This window comes from Rhodococcus sp. AD45-ID, assembly GCF_003023755.1.
In the GTDB taxonomy this organism is placed as follows: Bacteria; Actinomycetota; Actinomycetes; order Mycobacteriales; family Mycobacteriaceae; genus Rhodococcus_F; species Rhodococcus_F globerula.
Genome location: NZ_PYHL01000002.1, coordinates 541,626 through 559,877 on the forward strand (window position 1 = coordinate 541,626; position 18,252 = coordinate 559,877).

At 62.2% G+C, this 18,252-nt stretch carries 15 protein-coding genes; 9 read left to right on the forward strand and 6 right to left on the reverse strand.

Annotated features, from left to right (window positions below; translation table 11 throughout):
• The first annotated feature begins 8 nt into the window (after positions 1-8).
• The 3 genes from C7T36_RS18755 to gatB all read left to right on the forward strand — a co-directional run bounded on the left by C7T36_RS18755 (position 9) and on the right by gatB (position 3,347).
• Entirely contained in the window at positions 9-671 is a 663-nt protein-coding gene (locus C7T36_RS18755) for a response regulator transcription factor (protein ID WP_033233151.1), read from the forward strand.
• 107 nt (positions 672-778) lie between these two features.
• Positions 779-1,810, forward strand: a complete 1,032-nt coding sequence (locus tag C7T36_RS18760) for an ATP-dependent 6-phosphofructokinase (protein WP_033233152.1) — start codon at positions 779-781, stop codon at positions 1,808-1,810.
• Between the two features lie 25 nt (positions 1,811-1,835).
• Complete coding sequence (gene gatB, locus C7T36_RS18765) at positions 1,836-3,347, forward strand: Asp-tRNA(Asn)/Glu-tRNA(Gln) amidotransferase subunit GatB (RefSeq protein WP_033233153.1); 1,512 nt, start codon at positions 1,836-1,838, stop codon at positions 3,345-3,347.
• 81 nt (positions 3,348-3,428) lie between these two features.
• Here the strand turns inward: gatB and C7T36_RS18770 are convergent, their stop codons facing one another.
• The 3 genes from C7T36_RS18770 to C7T36_RS18780 all read right to left on the reverse strand — a co-directional run bounded on the left by C7T36_RS18770 (position 3,429) and on the right by C7T36_RS18780 (position 7,406).
• Positions 3,429-4,475, reverse strand: a complete 1,047-nt coding sequence (locus C7T36_RS18770) for an NAD(P)-dependent alcohol dehydrogenase (RefSeq protein ID WP_033233154.1) — start codon at positions 4,473-4,475, stop codon at positions 3,429-3,431.
• A 125-nt stretch (positions 4,476-4,600) separates the two neighbouring features.
• On the reverse strand, positions 4,601-6,136 hold the full coding sequence (locus C7T36_RS18775; protein WP_045067151.1) for an HNH endonuclease signature motif containing protein: 1,536 nt from the start codon (positions 6,134-6,136) through the stop codon (positions 4,601-4,603).
• Between the two features lie 109 nt (positions 6,137-6,245).
• On the reverse strand, positions 6,246-7,406 hold the full coding sequence (locus tag C7T36_RS18780; protein ID WP_045067152.1) for a sorbosone dehydrogenase family protein: 1,161 nt from the start codon (positions 7,404-7,406) through the stop codon (positions 6,246-6,248).
• An 89-nt stretch (positions 7,407-7,495) separates the two neighbouring features.
• Between C7T36_RS18780 and C7T36_RS18785 the strand changes: the two genes are divergently transcribed.
• Positions 7,496-8,329, forward strand: coding sequence for a DoxX family protein (locus C7T36_RS18785; protein WP_045067153.1), 834 nt, complete (start codon positions 7,496-7,498; stop codon positions 8,327-8,329).
• A 91-nt stretch (positions 8,330-8,420) separates the two neighbouring features.
• Here C7T36_RS18785 and C7T36_RS18790 read toward each other — a convergent pair whose 3' ends face one another.
• A complete protein-coding gene (locus C7T36_RS18790; protein WP_106939774.1) occupies positions 8,421-9,956 on the reverse strand; it encodes an amino acid permease in 1,536 nt (511 codons plus the stop codon).
• Positions 9,957-10,351: 395 nt separating this feature from the next.
• Here C7T36_RS18790 and C7T36_RS18795 point away from each other — a divergent pair, with 395 nt between their 5' ends.
• The 5 genes from C7T36_RS18795 to C7T36_RS18815 are packed head-to-tail and all read left to right on the forward strand — an operon-like array spanning position 10,352 to position 15,494.
• Positions 10,352-11,305: an STM4015 family protein gene (locus tag C7T36_RS18795; RefSeq protein ID WP_045067921.1), complete on the forward strand. Its 954-nt coding sequence runs from the start codon at positions 10,352-10,354 to the stop codon at positions 11,303-11,305.
• The gene (locus tag C7T36_RS18800; protein WP_239654710.1) at positions 11,271-12,413 is read left to right on the forward strand and encodes an STM4014 family protein; all 1,143 of its coding nucleotides are present in this window, start codon (positions 11,271-11,273) and stop codon (positions 12,411-12,413) included. The genes C7T36_RS18795 and C7T36_RS18800 overlap by 35 nt, the downstream gene beginning before the upstream one ends.
• A complete protein-coding gene (locus C7T36_RS18805; RefSeq protein WP_239654711.1) occupies positions 12,410-13,264 on the forward strand; it encodes an STM4013/SEN3800 family hydrolase in 855 nt (284 codons plus the stop codon). Before C7T36_RS18800 ends, C7T36_RS18805 begins: the two co-directional genes overlap by 4 nt.
• The gene (locus C7T36_RS18810) at positions 13,261-14,601 is read left to right on the forward strand and encodes an STM4012 family radical SAM protein (RefSeq protein WP_045067158.1); all 1,341 of its coding nucleotides are present in this window, start codon (positions 13,261-13,263) and stop codon (positions 14,599-14,601) included. Before C7T36_RS18805 ends, C7T36_RS18810 begins: the two co-directional genes overlap by 4 nt.
• A complete protein-coding gene (locus C7T36_RS18815; RefSeq protein ID WP_045067160.1) occupies positions 14,598-15,494 on the forward strand; it encodes an STM4011 family radical SAM protein in 897 nt (298 codons plus the stop codon). Before C7T36_RS18810 ends, C7T36_RS18815 begins: the two co-directional genes overlap by 4 nt.
• 60 nt (positions 15,495-15,554) lie before the next feature.
• On the opposite strand, the gene ilvD is transcribed toward C7T36_RS18815, so the two are convergent.
• Both ilvD and C7T36_RS18825 read right to left on the reverse strand, forming a co-directional pair.
• A complete protein-coding gene (gene ilvD / locus C7T36_RS18820) occupies positions 15,555-17,396 on the reverse strand; it encodes a dihydroxy-acid dehydratase (RefSeq protein ID WP_045067162.1) in 1,842 nt (613 codons plus the stop codon).
• Positions 17,397-17,510: 114 nt separating this feature from the next.
• A complete protein-coding gene (locus C7T36_RS18825; protein WP_045067163.1) occupies positions 17,511-18,038 on the reverse strand; it encodes a PH domain-containing protein in 528 nt (175 codons plus the stop codon).
• Between the last annotated feature and the right edge of the window lie 214 nt (positions 18,039-18,252).

Here is an 18,252-nt window from a genome sequence, read left to right on the forward strand (position 1 = left end):
CTGTCGGAGTGCCCATCACAGTATTCATCGCCGACGATCAGGCAATGGTCAGACAGGGATTCGGAGCCCTGCTCGCCGCGCAACCCGATATCAGCGTCATCGGAGATGCCCCCGACGGCAGGGTTGCGGTTGCCGAAGTAGCGCGCCTGCGCCCCGACGTCGTGTTGATGGACGTGCGGATGCCGGAGATGAACGGCCTCGATGCAGCGCGCCAGATTCTGGCAACGGGTGGGGAGCCACCGGTTCGGGTCCTCATGCTCACGACTTTCGACATCGATGACTACGTCTACGAGGCTCTGCGGATCGGGGCGAGTGGTTTCATGCTCAAGGACGCCCCCGCCGAGGAACTGATTCGGGCGGTGCGCGTCGTCGCCGAAGGACATGCATTGCTGGCTCCGACCGTGACACGGCGGTTGATCGAGGAAGTGACGAGTAGGAGAACACCCACCCGGGTTCGTTCCAGCGCTCTCGACATGTTGACCCCACGCGAGCGTGAAGTGCTGGAACTGATCGCACGAGGGCTGTCGAACATCGAAATTGCCGAGCACCTGTTTGTCGCGGAACAGACGGTGAAGACACACGTCGGCAAGGTTCTCTCGAAACTGGACCTGCGAGATCGAGCACAAGCGGTTGTCGTTGCATACGAAAGTGGACTTGTCACACCGGGATGATTACCGGGCTTGATCTGAAAAGTGACAATCCTGCGCCACCGCGCCTGCTGGGGGAAGATGGACAGCAGATCCTGCAATCACCCAACTGTTGAGAGGTGCTTTTTACAATGCGAATCGGAGTCCTCACAGGTGGCGGCGATTGCCCAGGGTTGAACGCGGTTATCCGTGCGGTGGTTCGCACGTCGGACGGGCGGTACGGCAGTACTGTCGTCGGCTTCCGCGACGGCTGGCGTGGTCTGCTCGAAGATCGCAAGGTTCCCCTCGCGGCCGACGACCGGATCAATCGCATCCTCACGCGCGGCGGAACCATTCTGGGAACCGCACGCGTCAACCCCGACAAACTGCGGGCCGGACTCGATCAGATCAAACAAACTCTCGACGACAACGGAATCGACGTCCTGATCCCGATCGGCGGTGAAGGCACACTCACCGCGGCCAGTTGGCTCGCGGAGAGCGGTGTTCCGGTGATCGGAGTGCCCAAGACCATCGACAACGACATCGACTGCACCGACGTCACATTCGGTTTCGACACAGCGCTGGCAGTTGCCACCGACGCGATCGACCGCCTCCACACCACAGCGGAATCGCACCAGCGCGTCATGCTGGTCGAGGTCATGGGTCGACATGCCGGCTGGATCGCACTGCAGGCCGGATTGGCGTCCGGTGCTCATCTGACGTTGGTTCCGGAGCAGCCGTTCGACGTCGACGAAGTATGCGCCATGGTGAAGAAGCGCTTCCAGCGTGGTGATTCTCACTTCATCTGCGTTGTCGCCGAAGGCGCGATGCCCGATCCCGCTTCCATGACTTTGCGTGAAGGCGGCATCGACGAGTTCGGACACAAGATCTTCACCGGCGTCGCGCAGCAGTTGGGCAACGAAATCGAGCGCCGTATCGGCAAGGAAGTCCGGACGACGGTTCTCGGCCATATCCAGCGTGGTGGCACCCCGACGCCGCACGACCGGATACTCGCCACCCGCTTCGGCGTCCACGCCACCGACGCAGCTCATCGCGGTGATTTCGGCCAGATGGTGGCCCTGCACGGTACGTCCATCGACCTGGTTCCTCTCGCCGAGGCAACCCGCAAGCTCAAGACCGTGCCCAAGGAGCGTTACGAGGAGGCAGCCGCATTCTTCGGCTGAGCGTCCGGCGCATAAACTAGTCACCATGACTGCTGTCGATGCGCCCGACATCCTCGATTACGACGAAGTGCTGACCAAGTACGAGCCTGTGATGGGTATGGAGGTGCACGTAGAACTCGGCACCGCTACCAAGATGTTCTGCCCGTGCCCCACCGAGTTCGGTGCCGAACCCAATACCCAGGTCTGCCCGGTCTGTCTGGGCCTGCCAGGTTCATTGCCAGTGGTGAACGCTGCTGCTGTCGAATCCGCGATCCGGATCGGTCTTGCGCTCAACTGCTCCATCACACCGTGGGGTCGATTCGCGCGCAAGAACTACTTCTACCCGGATCAGCCCAAGAACTACCAGATCTCCCAGTACGACGAGCCGATCGCAACCGAGGGCTACCTCGACGTGGTCCTCGACGACGGCACTACGTGGCGCGTCGAGATCGAGCGCGCCCACATGGAAGAGGACACCGGTAAGTCCCTTCACGTGGGTGGCGCTACCGGTCGTATCCACGGTGCCAGCCATTCGCTGCTCGACTACAACCGTGCGGGTGTTCCCTTGGTGGAGATCGTCACCAAGACCATCCACGGTGCCGGTGAGCGCGCCCCCGAGGTCGCTCGCGCGTACGTCACGGCGCTTCGTGATCTGCTGAAGTCCCTCGACGTCTCCGACGTCCGCATGGACCAGGGTTCGATGCGCTGCGACGCCAACATCTCGCTGATGCCGATCGGTTCCACCGAACTGGGTACCCGCACCGAGACCAAGAACGTCAACTCCCTCAAGAGCGTCGAGGTCGCAGTTCGCTACGAGATGCGTCGTCAGGCGGCAGTGCTCGACGCCGGTATCGAGGTCATCCAGGAGACGCGTCACTTCCAGGAAGCCGACGGCACCACCTCCGCTGGTCGACGTAAGGAAACCGCGGAAGATTACCGCTACTTCCCGGAACCCGACCTCGAACCCGTTGCCCCCAGCGCCGAGTGGGTCGAAGAACTGCGCGCCACCTTGCCCGAGTTGCCCTGGATCCGCCGCGCGCGGATCCAGAAGGACTGGGGGATCTCCGACGAGGTCATGCGCGACCTCGTCAATGCCGGTGCCATCGACCTGGTCATCGCCACCACCGAAGCCGGCGCTTCGCCAGAAGCCGCCCGATCCTGGTGGTTGTCGTACCTGTCACAGCAGGCCAACACTCGCGGAGTTGAACTCGGCGCGCTGCCGATCACGCCGTCCCAGGTCGCGCAGGTTGTTGCTCTCATCGACAGCGGCAAGCTCAACAACAAGGTCGCCCGTCAGGTTGTGGACCACGTCCTGGGCGGTGAGGGTGATCCCGAGCAGGTTCTGGCGGCACATCCCGAATTGGTTGTCGAGCGTGACGAGACCAAGCTCAAGGCTGCTGTCGACGAGGCACTCGCTGCCAACCCCGATATCGCAGACAAGATCCGCAGCGGCAAGGTGCAGGCCGCCGGAAAGATTGTCGGTGACGTCATGAAGGCCACCCGCGGCCAGGCTGACGCCGCACGGGTGAAGGAACTTGTTCTGGAGGCGTGCAGCTAGTCTGTCGCACACTCGAGTACTGAGCACTGATGCCCAGCCGAATCGAATTCGGCTGGGCATCAGTGGTTTACCGCTGTCGATCTACAAGCCAGGGACCACAACCGCGCGGCCGCTGAGCGTTCCGGCGGCCAAGCGTCGATACGCTTCCGCTCCGTTGTCGAGACTGAAGGTCTCGACCGCGATGTCGAAAATGCCGGCGTGCGCGAGGTCGATCAATTCGATCAACTCGTTGCGGGCGCCCCAGTACGGAACTGTCACCGAAGCCTCGTAAGGACTTTGGAAGAATCCAACTTTGGCGTGCGCCTGGCTGTCGCCGATCCCGACGATCGTGACGTCCGATCCGACGCCGGCAACCGCCATCGCGGTGTCGATGGTGGGCTGATAGCCGACGAAGTCGAGAACCAGTGCGGCGCCCTGACTTCCGGTGATCTTGCGGACGTTCTCGGCCGCGTTCTTGTCGGACAGGACAACTTCGTGAGCGCCCACCTTGGTTGCCAGTTCGAGCTTGTCCGCGCTCACGTCCAGTGCGATAACGGTAGCCGCCGAGAGGTGGCGGAGGAGTTGAATGGCAACGTGGCCGAGGCCGCCGGTTCCGATGACAATGGCGTACGAGCCTCCGCGAAGTTTTGGCAGAGACCGTTTGATCGCGTGATACGGCGTCAAGCCTGCGTCGGTCAACGGCACTGTCTTGACCGGGTCGAGGTCACCGATCGGGACAAGGTGGCGAGGAGAGTCGACGATCATGAACTCGGCCAGCGCGCCGGGGGCGCCCAGTCCGGGAGGGCGAATACCGAGTTCCTCTGCGCGAGAACAGTAGTTTTCGAGTCCCTGTGAGCAGTGCCAGCAATTTCCGCAGCCCCACGGGCCGTAGACCACGACGTTGGTTCCGATGTCGAGACCTTCGACGCCGTCGCCAACCGCTGCGACACGGCCGGCACCTTCGTGGCCGAGAGTGAGCGGCAGGCCGTAACTGTACTGCTCTTCCGGCAGGCTCATGATGAAGTCGTCCGAGTGGCAGACGCCGGCTGCGGTCACTTCCAGGAGCACTTCACCTGGACCAGGTTCGGGTTTGGGAATCTCCGTGAGTTCGGGTTCAGCGCCGATTCTCGTGTACTGGATTGCCTTCATTCCGACTCCTTTGTCCCGACTGCGTTGTCGTGGTTGGTCAACGGGTCCTGGCAGCGTGGTGATTAGTCCCGCTAACAAAAGGGTACGCGTCAGCGCATGTTCGGTCACGGGATCGGTGAGTCTGTTCAGAACGGTGGTGGGTCGTTGCCGTAGTCGATGTGTTTGCTAGGTGTGCGCTTTCGGGGCACATGCTGTCGGCGTGTGGAGATCGGGAAGGTTTGGCGGCGTTTGCGTTCCGCGTGTTTTGCTGTGCGGTGCTGAATCTTGACACGCCGGAGCTTCCGCTCACCTCGGATGCGGGCAGCTTTGTTCTCCAACCGTGTGCGTCGCGGTTTGCCGCCTTCCGGTGGCGGCGGTTCCTGTTGGCCGGCGAGTAGTCCGGCATCTCTGGTGCGGTAGCAATGACCGGTCTGCGAGGTCAGGGTGACGCTGCGATCCGGGTTCGGGTGGAGCCTCCAGTGTCCGGAGTGCTTGAGGCGGTGATGGTTGCGGCAGAACGCGCTCAGATTCGATGCGACCGTCTTCCCGCCCTTCGCGGGGTTGGTGTGGTTGAACGGATCGTTGTGGTCGAGGTCGCAGTTCCAGGCGGGGACATCGCAGTGCGGCCATTGGCAGCTTCCCGCGCTGACCCGTAGCCAGGTGTCGAGTGTCGCCCGGGGGCGGTACACCGATGCCGAGTCGGGCTCAGGTGTTTCCGGTACTCGCACTTCCCTCACAGTGGCGTCTTTTGCGATGTCGCGGGCATGCTCAGCACTGATCACCCCGTACCCGTCAAGGTGCGCGGCCTCGTCGCTTCCGGAAGTATCGCTGCCGGCGAAGGTGGATTCGTGCATCACGACATGCACGAGTGGCCGGCGAATGATCACAACACCGCTACGGTCCTGCGGGCAATCGGTGCGGTCGCAGTCGCACACCAACACCGTCGAACCGCTCACCAGAGCGCCCAACGCATCGGCTCGGCGCTGCTCGTACGTACGGGAATCGCGGCGGCACACCGACATCGCCAACTCCCGCAACCTGCCGTCGAACGCGCGGGCCTGCTCCGCCGGGATGCTGCCGAGGATGCGGGCCATCCCGTCCTCGGCGGCACTGACTCCGACAAACCTGTCGGCGAGGGCGCGGCGTCGTCGTTCCCGCATCCCCTCCGGATCGACGCGGGCGACGATCCGGTCGATCGCCGCCGTCAACCGCCGACCCGTCAACCCGATACCGCCGTCCACGGGTGGAGCCAACACCTGCTCGAGCAACAAGCGTTCGACCTCGTCGATCAGCTCGTCACTGACATTCGCGGTCGCGGACTCGATCAGCCCGACACGATAGAAATCGAGTTCACCGCGGGCCATCGCCGCCCGAGTGCGATGCAACCGCGTCTTCAACGCAAAACCCAACCCGATGAGCTTCCCGGCAGCGGCACGCCCCATCGTCAGGACCGCGCCGACCTCGGATTCGGCCAACTCGTGCGCCGACGACGTCCAGGTACCACCGTCGACATGCTCGGCGCTGCGGCGGGTGAAGAACTCCGCCACCACGGCCAGTTTCCGCTCGACCAACATCGCTTCACATGAATGCAACTCGGCCATCAAATCGACGAGGGCGCAATCGGTTTCGGTACCACTCAGCAGTGCTGAGATACCGAAACTTCCCACCCCCGGATCGAACATGCTCTCACCCTAATCGAAATCCTGTTCGAATAGAACAGCTATTCGAAACCGGTCGGAAAAGTCTGAATATCGACTGGAAACTTCAGGGCGGCTTGGCTTTTGACGAGTATCAGTCGACTCCGCCACCGCCGCTGGGCATGGGAATCTTGACGACCTTGTCGTCATTCGGGCCAGGTTCGCCCGCCGTCTTGTTGACGGTGCTGACCCACAGCAATCCGTCCGCGCCCAAGGCCAGGCCTTCGAGTTGACCGTAAGTATCCTTGGCAACAGCGCCCGGCGGTGTGGTGATGGCGCCGGTACCGGGGTCGGTTGCCAGTGAAGCCACGGCTTTACCCGCGCCCAAAGCCACTGCAACAACGCCTTGTACTGCCACGCAGCCGCCCACTCCCGGGCGGTCGGGCCACGTCCAAGCCGGAGCGGTCACGGTACCGTCTGCACCTACCCGCTGGAGGCGATCCTCCAGTGCGGTGCGATCGGTGACCCACGTCGCGATGCCGGGTTCCACGCACACGCCACCGCCGTTACCGATACCTGACAGGACAACGTCGGGGCGCGGGGGAGCGGCATTGGGGGTGAGGGATCGAACACGAAGCAGCTTACCGGCCAGTGATGCGGGATCGTTTGCAGCAGCTGGATTTCCGGCATCTCCGGTCAGGACCATGAGTTGATCGGGTGCGGCAAACTCGAGGGAACCTCGGTTCCCGTTGGCGCCCCGAGGAATTCCTCCGAGGACTACCTTTGCGGTGTCGCCCGGCGCAATGCGGACCACACGATTGTCTGAGCCCGTCGTGACGTACGCGTAGATCAGGTTGTCTTCGACGAAGGTAGGGGACAGGGCAATATCGAGTAGTCCGCCGTCAGCACTTCCGTCGACGTCGATCTTGGCGACCTCGACGGGGATTTGGCCGGGGGCGACCTGCAGGATCCGGCCGGTCCGGCGTTCGGCAACCAGACCTGAGTTTCCGTCTGGCAGGGTGAGCAGTCCACCGGTGGTGTCGAGGCACGTTGCGATGACCGCCGGGTCGGCATCCACACACGGGCCGAGGGGGCCGCGCGGTGCTATGGGCGGAGCGGTAGTTGTCGAGGGTTGCGGGTTCTGCGGCGCAACTTCCGCGTTCGATTGGATGGTCGGTTCCGGAGTGAACGGGCTTGCCGTCGATTCGTCGAAGTCGGCGCAACCGGAAAGGATGGACGCAGCGAAGGCGAGTGCCAAGGTTGCCGATGCGGCGCGTCGTGTTCTGCGCGACGTGTTGCGTCCACCCGTAGTCATGGTGAAGACGTTACGTAACCGATGCCCTGCGCCGCCACGCCGGAGTAGGTTCCCCGACCTCGTCGCGTCACCGCTTTAGGCTCTCCTACGTGACTGACGAGCGAAAAGACCCCAGCGAACTGTCGGAACCCGGCGTGGCGACGGGCAAAGTGTCCAGTCCTTACGACTCACCGACGGAGCAGTTTCCTCCGGTGAATGCCCGCAATTCGTTGCCGCGAACCGACGACGATCTCGATTTCGGTTCAGCGCAAGCAAATTCCGTGACCGAACAAATCCCGGCATATCGTCCGGGGTTACTTGATAAACCGACTGAGGTGCTCACACGCGATACCGCGTACGAGATGCCGGCCGATCCGGTCGCGGTCGCAGTCGCAGACCCGATTCCGGTGGCCGAAGATCCGCGGCCGAGCCGAGGAACACTGGATCTCGGTCTTTTGGCGCTCCGGTTGGCGGTGGGCGGCACCGCGTTGGTGCACGGCTTGCAGAAGTTGACGGGTTTGTGGAACGGCCCGGGGCTGGGCGGCTTCGAAACGATGTTGGCCGAAGCGGGATTCGAACAGGCCAAGTTGTTGGCAATTTTGGGTGCGGTCGGCGAGGTGGCTGGTGGCGCACTGCTGATTTTGGGTCTGTTGACTCCGATTGCCGCGGCGTCGGTGCTGGCCGTGATGATCAATGCATGGGCGCTTCGTCAGTTGGCTGAGCCCGGTCTCGAGTACTTTGCGCCAAACGGAACCGAGTACGAGATGCTCTTGGGGATCTGCGCTGGTGTGATCATCCTCACGGGACCAGGGCGAATCGCGCTGGACGGCCGCCGAGGCTGGGCGAAGCGGCCATTCATCGGTTCGTTGGTTGTGCTGATTCTGGGTATCGGTGCCGGCGTGTGCACGTGGATTTTCCTGAACGGGGCGAACCCGCTCATCTGATCCGATGTAGAACAAAATCCGATGCAGAACAAAACAGCCGCCGCCTTTCCGAAAGGGAAGGCGGCGGCTGCTGTTTGTCGATCTGGGTTGATCAATCCTTGACGAGCACCGGTGCGGCATTGGCGGCCGGGATCGCCGTGCCGTCCTTCAGCTTGCGACCGAGTACCGATTTGCGGTGACCGTACGCGAAGTACACGACAACGCCGATCGCCATCCAGACCACAAATCGAATCCAGGTTTCGACCGACAGGTTGAGCATCAGCCAACCGCAGGCGAGAACCGCGAGAATCGGAACGAACGGCACCCACGGCACGCGGAATACGCGCGGCAGATCGGGACGGGTGCGGCGAAGCACGATCACGCCGACGCAGACGAGCACAAAGGCGAACAGCGTGCCGATATTGACCATCTCTTCGAGAGTTCCCATGGGGAAGAAGGCAGCGAGCACTGCGACGATGCCGCCGACGATCAGTGTGATGCGCAGCGGGATGCCCTTACTGGTGGTCTTGGCAAGCTTCCTGGGCATCAGGCCGTCACGTGACATGGCAAACAGGACGCGGGTCTGGCCGAGCATCATGACCATGACAACAGTGGTCAGGCCGGCGAGGCCGCCGAAGTTGATGGCAGTTTGTGCCCATCCGATTCCGTTGGCTTCGAAGGCGGTGGCGAGCGTGGCACTCGAGTCGCCGACGAGTGGGCTACCGTCCTTGAGTTCGGTGTACTTGACCATGCCGGTCAGAACCAGGGTGACAGCGACGTACAGGACGGTCACGATCGCGAGCGAGCCGAAGATTCCGCGCGGCAGTGACTTCTGGGGGTTCTTCGTCTCTTCGGCGGTGGTAGCGACGACGTCGAACCCGATGAAGGCAAAGAAGACCAGGCTGGCAGCGGCAAGGAGACCGTATGCGCCGTAACTGCTTCCGCCGGCTCCGGTCAGCCAGGAGAACAGTGTCTGGTGAATTCCGCTAGCCGTGCTCTCTGCGCCTTCGGCGGGCGGGATGAAGGGCGAGTAGTTCTCCTTCTTGATGTAGAACGCACCGACGACGATGACAAGGAGAACAACTGCGATCTTGATCGCGGTGATGACGGCAGAGACTCGGGACGAAACCTTGGTGCCGATCGCGAGAATGAGTGTGATCGCTCCGATGATGAGCAGTGCGCCCCAGTCGAAGCTGATGGATCCGATGTGAGCTGTGGTGCTTCCGCTCGCCCCGATCACATTGCCGAGATAGAGCGACCACCCCTTGCCGACCACGGCGGAGGAAAGTGCAAATTCGAGGATCAGGTCCCAGCCGATGATCCAGGCTGCGAATTCGCCGAAGGTCGCATACGAGAACGTGTACGCGCTGCCGGCGACGGGGACCGTCGAGGCGAACTCTGCGTAACAGAGAGCTGCAAGTGCACACGCGATGGCTGCAAGAACAAAGGCCAGTGAGATCGAGGGGCCCGCTACGTTGCCGGCTGTTCTGGCGGTGAGGGTGAAGATACCTGCGCCGATGACAACGGCGACGCCGAAGACCGTGAGGTCCTTCGCGGTCAGTTCCTTTTTGAGCTTGGTTTCAGGCTCGTCGGTGTCCGCGATCGATTGCTCGACGGATTTGGTGCGCCATATGCCGACTCCGGGCATGTATTGCTCCTTGATTGATTCCCGGCGACCTTGTGGGGGACGGGAGGTGGCTGACAGTTGTCGAATGTGATGTGGGTCTCATCGACTAGATGAGGGAACCATTGGTGAGCGCAGTGCGCAAGTCGCGGCCACTGAACTAAATAAAATGATCACTTCACTCGCCATCAACCCCCCGTACATATCTGTTTTGATCAGCTGGCTCCGTGCACACTACGGGAAGTGAATTCGATCACGCACATTTCGTACTAATGCGTCCGAATTGTCCGCAGCAGCAGCGCATTCCGGTCAGTCTCTCCGCGCGTCGTGTCGCGTCATTTCAGTACCTGTCGGTCGGTCTTGCTATCAATAAGCGATCAACCGCGACGCTCGCGGTACCCGACTTGAAGGAGATCGTGATGATCCAGGCCCATCTCGACGCGTTGCACGGGCTTCCGGCTTTCGACTTCCCAGCTGCGGGGGCGACTGATTCGGCACTGCCCGCTGCGGGTGCTGTGGCGTGGCGCATCTCGGTGGAACCGTATTCGGATGACTCGGAAGAGTTTTCCGAGGCCTGGGCACGGTTTGTCGAGAAGGTGGACCTGTCGGCGGTGCAGGCTCTGATCATCGGCCAGTGGGGTGAGTCGTACGAGGTCAACTCGTCGTCGATCGTGGAACTGGTTGTCGAGCAACGTCACCGGTTGACGTCGCTGCGGGCGCTATTTCTCGCGGACATCACACAGGAGCAGCAGGAGATTTCCTGGATTCAGCAATCCGACGTCACCCCTGTCCTCGGGGCGTTTCCGGAGTTGGTCGAGTTCGGCATTCGTGGTGGCACGGAATTGCAGTTCCCGGAAACAGGCCACGCCGCTTTGCGACGATTGACCATCGAGTCGGGTGGACTACCCGCCGCAGTTGTCCACGGAGTGTCGTCGAGTAACTTCCCGGCGCTCGAGTTTCTCGATCTGTGGCTCGGGACGGACAATTACGGCGGAGACGCGACCATCGAGGATCTGGCTGTCATTCTCGGCGGTACGAAATTGCCGTCGTTGCGGCACCTGGGCCTGCGTAACAGCGAGATTCAGGACGATATCGCCAAGGCGATTGTTACCGCCCCGATTCTCGGGCAGCTCACCACGGTGGATCTTTCGATGGGCACGCTCTCGGATGACGGCGCCCAAGCGCTTCTCGACACCAGTTCTTTCAAGGGTCTCGAGTTTCTCGACCTGCACTACCATTTTCTCAGTGATGCCGCGATCACGGAATTGACCCGGCATTGCGCCGAATTGGGAGTTCGGGTCGATCTGTCCGAGCAGACCGACGCGGATGAGTACGACGATGAGATCTGTCGATATGTTGCAGTCTCCGAGTAATCCCTCGTTGCCGCCATTCCATTCGCGGTTCGTGGTTATCGGGGTTACGGGCAATCGTCGAGTTTCCGGGTTTGTCGACGCGGTCACGGCAGCGGGATTGCCGACTCCGCGTGTTCTGGGTTGGCGTGAGATTATCGGTCGAGATTACGGTTTCGACGCTGGCGAGATCGTTCGAATCGATTCGCCCGGAGAAGATTCCGTGGTGGACCGATACCTTCGCGGTACGGACGAGTCGACACGGGTTGAGGGCACCGGCAAGTGGTATCGACGATTCACTACCGAGATTCGCGAGATTACCGATCGAGCAGATCGCGTCGGTGCTCGGGTTCTCGGTGATGCGAACGAGATTGCGGTGATGTTCGACAAACGGCGCTGCCATCGCCACCTCGACGCTGCCGGGGTACGGGTCCCCGCGGCGTTGGAGACTGCACCCCGAAGCTACGCCGAACTCGAGCAACTAGCAGCCGACGCGCACATGCCACGAGTGTTCGTCAAGCTTGCTCACGGCTCGTCGGCGTCGGGAGTGATTGCGCTGCAATGGGGTCCGCGCGGGCAGGTCCGGGCCGTCACGTCGGTGGAAGTGAGTGCTGATGGTGCGCTGCACAACTCACTTCGAGTGCGCACATATCGAACGAGGGCAGCCATCGCGTCAATTGTCGATCGGCTCGCGCCCGACGGACTTCATGTCGAAGCGTGGATACCCAAAGCATCGCTCGGCGGACGCACCGCCGACGTTCGTGTGGTGGTTGTCGGGGGTGTTGCCACCCATGCCGTAGTGCGGACCAGCGCTTCTCCGCTTACCAATCTGCATCTTGGCGGTACCCGCGGTGCACTCGTCGACGCGATGGCTGTTGCAGGCCGGAATTGGTCACAGCTTCTGGAATTGAGTGAGCGGGCAGCAGCGTGTTTTCCGGCGGCACCCCATGTCGGAATCGACGTCTTGCCCGGCGTCGGGTGGCGACGCTTCACGGTGGGAGAGGTCAATGCGTTCGGAGATCTCCTGCCGGGGCTTACCGGTCTGCCCGGAAGCCCCGCCGAGGGAATGACTACGTATCAAGCACAAGTAGATTCGCTACAGAAATCGGAAAACATGGAGTATGCCCGGTGAACAACCGTGACATGAACGACGTCGACATGAGCTACCCCGACATGAATGAGGTTGTAGGTCAGGACGACATCCTGTTGCTCACGTTGGACACGCTCCGCTACGACGTCGCCTGCGAACTGGCCGCGAGTGGGCGCATTCCGACTCTGGCGTCGTATCTGCCAGGGGGAGCGTGGGAGAAGCGGCACGCGCCGGGAAGTTTCACGTACGCGTCTCATCAGGCGATCTTTGCGGGTTTTCTTCCGACGCCCGCCAGCCAGGGTCCGCATCCCCGATTGTTCGCCGCTCGATTCGCCGGGAGTGAATCCACCGCCGACGGAACGTTTGTGTTCGAGGGCCCCAATGTGGTGGACGGCCTGCGGCAGGTCGGCTACCGCACTGTGTGTATCGGCGGGGTCGGGTTCTTCAACAAAGCCGCGCCCCTAGGTTCGGTGATGCCCTCGATGTTCGACGAGAGCTATTGGGAATCGCGCTTCGGTGTGACGTCTCCGGAATCCTTCGAAGCGCAAGTCGAGTGTGCCGAGACGGTGGTGGCCGGTCTCGAACCGGACCAGAAGCTTTTCCTGTTCGTCAATGCCGCTGCGCTGCATCAACCCAATTGGTTCCACCTTGCAGGTGCTAGCGCCGAGTCGGGAGACACCCTCCAGTCCCATGCTGCCGCACTCGAATACATCGACCGCCATATCGCACGACTGCTGCAGGCCATGAGTTCACGGCGGCGGTGCTTTGCCATCGTCTGTTCCGATCACGGCACAGCGTACGGCGACGACGGTTGGACCGGGCACCGGCTGGGTCACGACAGCGTGTGGACAGTTCCCTATGCACATTTCTTCGTGGAAGGGCCACAGCAATGAGTCTCGCAGTTACGGTACGTCCGTACCAAAATTACGTTTATGCGTATCCGCACAAGACGGCGTACCGGCCGCTACAGCCTCGCCCGTCGTTGCAGAAATTGTGGGCGTCAGAGCCGAAAGACGCACTGTCGCTGTACCTACATATTCCGTTCTGCGAGGTTCGCTGCGGATTCTGCAATTTGTTCACTCGTATCGGCGCGCCGGGTGAGATGACCACCGCATACCTCGACGCACTCGAGCGCCAAGCACGTGTTGTGTCGGACGCTGTCGGCGACGGAACTCACTACGACGCCGTGGCCTTCGGCGGCGGCACCCCGACCTTTCTCGATGCCTCTGAACTCGACAGATTGTGCGACATCGCGGAACTCCGCATGGGCGCGGATCTTTCGTCTGTTCCGTTCTCGGTGGAGGCGTCGCCGTCGACGGTAACCGCCGATCGGATGTCCGTGCTGGCATCCCGCGGAACTACTCGCCTGAGTCTGGGAGTGCAGAGCTTCATCGACTCCGAGGCGAGGGCGGCAGCGCGGCCGCAGAAGCGGGCCGATGTCGACGCCGCGCTCGGGCGGATCCGGGACGCTCGAATTCCCGTGCTCAACATCGATCTCATCTACGGCATCGACGGTCAGACCGAGCAGACCTGGCGGCAATCCCTCGACGCGGCGTTGGCGTGGGAACCGGAGGAGCTGTATCTGTATCCGCTCTACGTTCGAGCGCTCACGGGTTTGGGCAAGAAAACAGCGGTCACGGAATCCGATGCCGAGTGGGACGAGCGGCGTCTGCGCTTGTATCGGTTCGGCCGCGACTACCTAGAGCAGGCCGGGTATCGGCAGGTCTCGATGCGTATGTTCCAGCGCGAGGGCGCGGTCATCGACGGGGCGGCCGACTACGCGTGCCAGACCGACGGCATGATCGGATTGGGTTGCGGCGCACGCTCGTACACCGCTGACCTTCACTATTCGTTCGATTATGCGGTGGACATGCGGGAGATCCGCGGGATCATCGACACGTTCATCGCCCGGCCGGCCGGCGAGTTCGCCTACGCGGAAGTCGGTCGATTCATGACTCCCGATGAGACGCGTCGCAGGCATCTCGTGCAGTCGGTGCTTCAGGCCGAAGGGATGGATCTGTCCGACTATCTCGCGCGGTTCGGAACACTGCCTACCGACGACTTTCCGGAGGAATTGAAGGCCTTCGAAGCGGCCGGGTGGTTGGCGGGTGATCTACAGTCCGATCGACTGAAACTCTCGCCCGAAGGCCTGGCGCACTCCGACGCGATCGGCCCGGCGTTGTTCTCAGCGAGTGTCCACCGGGACATGGCAGAGTACGAGGCCAAATGAACTCCTCGTTGTCGATTCTCTACCGCGGTCCGTTGGCGAGTTGTAATTACGACTGCCCGTACTGCCCGTTCGCGAAACGCCGTGATCCGCCAGCCGATTTACGTTCGGACAGAGCATCATTGGAGCGGTTTGCAGCTTGGGTGGCCGAGCGGACGGATCTACGGTTGTCGGTGCTGTTCACACCGTGGGGTGAGGCACTGGTGCGGTCCTGGTATCGGCGCACTCTCGCGGAACTGAGTTGGTTGCCCCACGTCGAACGGGTCGCGATACAAACCAATCTCAGCGCTCGCACCACGTGGCTTGCCGACGCAGACCCGTCGACGCTGGCGCTGTGGTGCACATTTCATCCGGGACAGATCTCGCTCGAAAGATTTCTTGTGAAATGCCGGGAACTCGACGGAGGTGGCATCCGCTATTCGGTTGGAGTCGTCGGATTCCCGGAGCATCTCGATCTTGCCCGTGAGCTGCGCCAGAAACTGCCCGAGAATGTCTACCTGTGGGTGAATGCAGCCGAGGGGCGGGTGTATTCGGATGATGAAGCGCAGGTCTGGACCGAACTGGACCCGCTTTTTCCCTACAGCCGGAACCCGCATCCGAGCGTCGGAAAAGCTTGCAGAACCGGAGAATCCGTCATTTCCGTCGACGGTGACGGCACCATTCGGCGGTGCCACTTTGTTCCCGAGGTGATCGGTAATCTCTACGACGGCAGTCTCGAGCAAACACTGACCGCACGAGAATGTCCAAAAACGATGTGTGACTGTCACATCGGCTACGTGCATCTCGAATCGCTGCCGCTCTACGACGCTTTCGCCGGGGGAGTGCTCGAGCGCATACCGGCCACGCTGACGAGTGCGCGTGTGAGCAGGCAGTTACCCCTGCACGTAGTGCGGTGAAACAGAAGATCCCCGGCCGCGTTATCAACGCTGCCAGGGATCTTCGCTAGCTTCTGCTATCTACGGGACGTACCGAACCGCGCCCTTGTCAGCCGACGTTGCCAGCGCAGCGTAGGCGCGCAGGGCGGTGGTGACGGTGCGCTGACGGTCAACGGGGTGCCACGGACGCTCCGAGGCTTCCATCTTGGCGCGACGATCGGCGAGTACGTCGTCGTCGACCAGGATCTCGAGCGTGCGGGACGCGACGTCGATGCGAACCTGATCGCCGTTCTGCACCAGGCCGATAACTCCGCCGGCAGCAGCCTCGGGGGAGATGTGGCCGATGGACAGACCGGATGTGCCACCGGAGAAGCGGCCGTCGGTGATCAACGCGCATTCCTTGCCGAGGCCTGCGCCCTTGAGGAAAGCGGTGGGGTGCAGCATTTCCTGCATGCCCGGTCCGCCCTTTGGTCCTTCGTAACGCACGACCAGGACGTCGCCGGCCTTGATCTTCTTCTGCAGGATCACCGAGACGGCTTCTTCCTGCGACTCGACGACCAGAGCCGGGCCCTGGAACGAGAACAGTTCCTCGTCGATGCCGGCCGTCTTGAGGATTGCGCCGTCGACGGCGATGTTGCCGCGCAGGACGACCAGGCCGCCTTCCACGGTGTAGGCGTTCTCGACGTCGCGGATGCAGCCACCGGCAGCATCGGTGTCGAGGGCAGACCACCGGTTGTCCGTCGAGAACGGTTCGATGGTGCGCACGCCGCCGGGAGCAGCATGGAACAGTTCGATCGCTTCGTCTGTTGCCTTGCCGGAGCGGATGTCCCAATCGTCGAGCCACTGGTCGAAGCTCTTGGTGTGCACGGTCGAGACGTCGGTTTCGAGGAGTCCGCCGCGGCGAAGCTCACCGAGCAGCGCCGGGATTCCCCCGGCGCGGTGGACGTCTTCCATGTGGTAGTCCGAGTTGGGGGAGACCTTGGACAGGCACGGCACCTTGCGGCTGATCGCGTCGATGGTGTCGAGGTCGAAGTCGACCTCGCCTTCCTGTGCCGCTGCCAGTGTGTGCAGGACGGTGTTGGTGGAACCGCCCATGGCGACGTCGAGAGCCATCGCGTTGCGGAACGCTGCCGGGGTCGCGATGTTGCGCGGCAGAACCGACTCGTCGCCGTCGCGGTAGTACTTCAGGGCAGCCTCGACCACGGTGGTGCCCGCGCGAGAGAAGAGTGCGTGACGAGCCTTGTGGGTTGCCAGCGTGGAGCCGTTGCCCGGCAAGGCGAGACCGAGGGCCTCGGTGAGGCAGTTCATGGAGTTGGCCGTGAACATGCCCGAGCAGGATCCACATGTCGGGCACGCACTGCGCTCGACCTCGTCGAGGCCTTCTTCCGACACGGCGTCGTTGGCGGAGGCGGAAATTGCGGTGATGAGGTCGGTGGGGGCCTGGGCCACGCCGCCGACAACCACTGCCTTACCGGCCTCCATCGGTCCGCCGGACACGAAGACCGTCGGGATGTTCAGACGCATCGCGGCGTTGAGCATGCCGGGAGTGATCTTGTCGCAGTTGGAGATACACACCAATGCGTCGGCCGTGTGGGCGTTTGCCATGTACTCGACCGAGTCGGCGATGATCTCGCGGCTCGGGAGTGAGTAGAGCATTCCGCCGTGGCCCATGGCGATACCGTCGTCGACGGCGATGGTGTGGAACTCACGAGCGACGCCGCCGGCCTCACGAATGGCCTCGGCAACGATCTCGCCCACGTTCTTGAGATGCACGTGGCCGGGTACGAACTGGGTGTACGAGTTCGCTACGGCGACGATCGGCTTACCGAAGTCGGAATCCGTCATTCCTGTGGCGCGCCACAGGGAACGGGCTCCGGCAGCATTACGTCCGACGGTGGTGGTGCGTGACCTCAACGGGGGCATGGGCGTGTTCCTTATGTGATCGTTGCTGATCTACTTCTGCTGCGCGAACAACAGGGCTGTGTGCTTACGCGGCGAAAAGAATTGAAGCGAGGGCGATTCAACGCTACTCGCGTGCTACTTCTGTTCTGATTCGGGCTGGTCGTTCGACGGCTCGGATTCGGATTCGGGCTCAGGGGCGCTGCCGCTTGCGGACTGTTCGGCCCGTTCCGCTTCTTCGGCGTCGAAGGCGTCTGCCGCTGCCGCGTAGGGATCGGTGATGCGACCACCGCTGGCGATCGCAATTTCGGGGAGCCGGACAAAGCTGACGGCTGGCAGTGTCACCTCTGTTCCGTCGGTCAGTTCGGCGCGGGCCCAGCTGCGCTTCGGGAAACGGAAGCCCTTGACCTCGTCCCAGCTCAGCGTGCGGCTGGAGAACATCGAACGAACCTCGAGGCCGTCGGGGCTGACGGTGGTGCGGACCCGGGCGACGAAGTAGACGGCGATGATCGGCAGGATCAGCAACCAGCTGAATGCTGCGGGCCAGCCGAAGATCGGGAAGCTGACCGCGAAGAGCAGGAAGGCGCACGCCATGTAGGCGAGCTGCGAAATGCGGATGACGTGCCGAAGTGGTTTCGGCGTGTGGGATGATTGAACCGGTGGCACGGGCTGCTGCGAAGTTGACACCTCTACATCTTCGCATTGCAGCCGATGTATCTCAGATTCTGGGACGGTTGACTCACCAAGTTTGCCGTTCGCGACTAGCGCCTCTACTGTCGAGTGCGTGAAACAGAATGAGTTGCTCGTAATCGACCGGCGCGTCGTCGCCTGAGTCGATAATTTTCAACTCACCAGATAACGACGCGCCACCCTCGCTCAG

Bases quoted from the DNA above. Each gene is read 5' to 3' on its own strand.
- C7T36_RS18775 (WP_045067151.1), bottom strand. From the start codon at position 6,136: ATGTTCGATCCGGGGGTGGGAAGTTTCGGTATCTCAGCACTGCTGAGT.
- C7T36_RS18790 (WP_106939774.1), bottom strand. From the start codon at position 9,956: ATGCCCGGAGTCGGCATATGGCGCACCAAATCCGTCGAGCAATCGATC.
- ilvD (WP_045067162.1), bottom strand. From the start codon at position 17,396: ATGCCCCCGTTGAGGTCACGCACCACCACCGTCGGACGTAATGCTGCC.
- C7T36_RS18815 (WP_045067160.1), top strand. From the start codon at position 14,598: ATGAACTCCTCGTTGTCGATTCTCTACCGCGGTCCGTTGGCGAGTTGT.
- C7T36_RS18810 (WP_045067158.1), top strand. From the start codon at position 13,261: ATGAGTCTCGCAGTTACGGTACGTCCGTACCAAAATTACGTTTATGCG.
- gatB (WP_033233153.1), top strand. From the start codon at position 1,836: ATGACTGCTGTCGATGCGCCCGACATCCTCGATTACGACGAAGTGCTG.
- C7T36_RS18780 (WP_045067152.1), bottom strand. From the start codon at position 7,406: ATGACTACGGGTGGACGCAACACGTCGCGCAGAACACGACGCGCCGCA.
- C7T36_RS18770 (WP_033233154.1), bottom strand. From the start codon at position 4,475: ATGAAGGCAATCCAGTACACGAGAATCGGCGCTGAACCCGAACTCACG.
- C7T36_RS18795 (WP_045067921.1), top strand. From the start codon at position 10,352: ATGATCCAGGCCCATCTCGACGCGTTGCACGGGCTTCCGGCTTTCGAC.
- C7T36_RS18800 (WP_239654710.1), top strand. From the start codon at position 11,271: ATGAGATCTGTCGATATGTTGCAGTCTCCGAGTAATCCCTCGTTGCCG.
- C7T36_RS18760 (WP_033233152.1), top strand. From the start codon at position 779: ATGCGAATCGGAGTCCTCACAGGTGGCGGCGATTGCCCAGGGTTGAAC.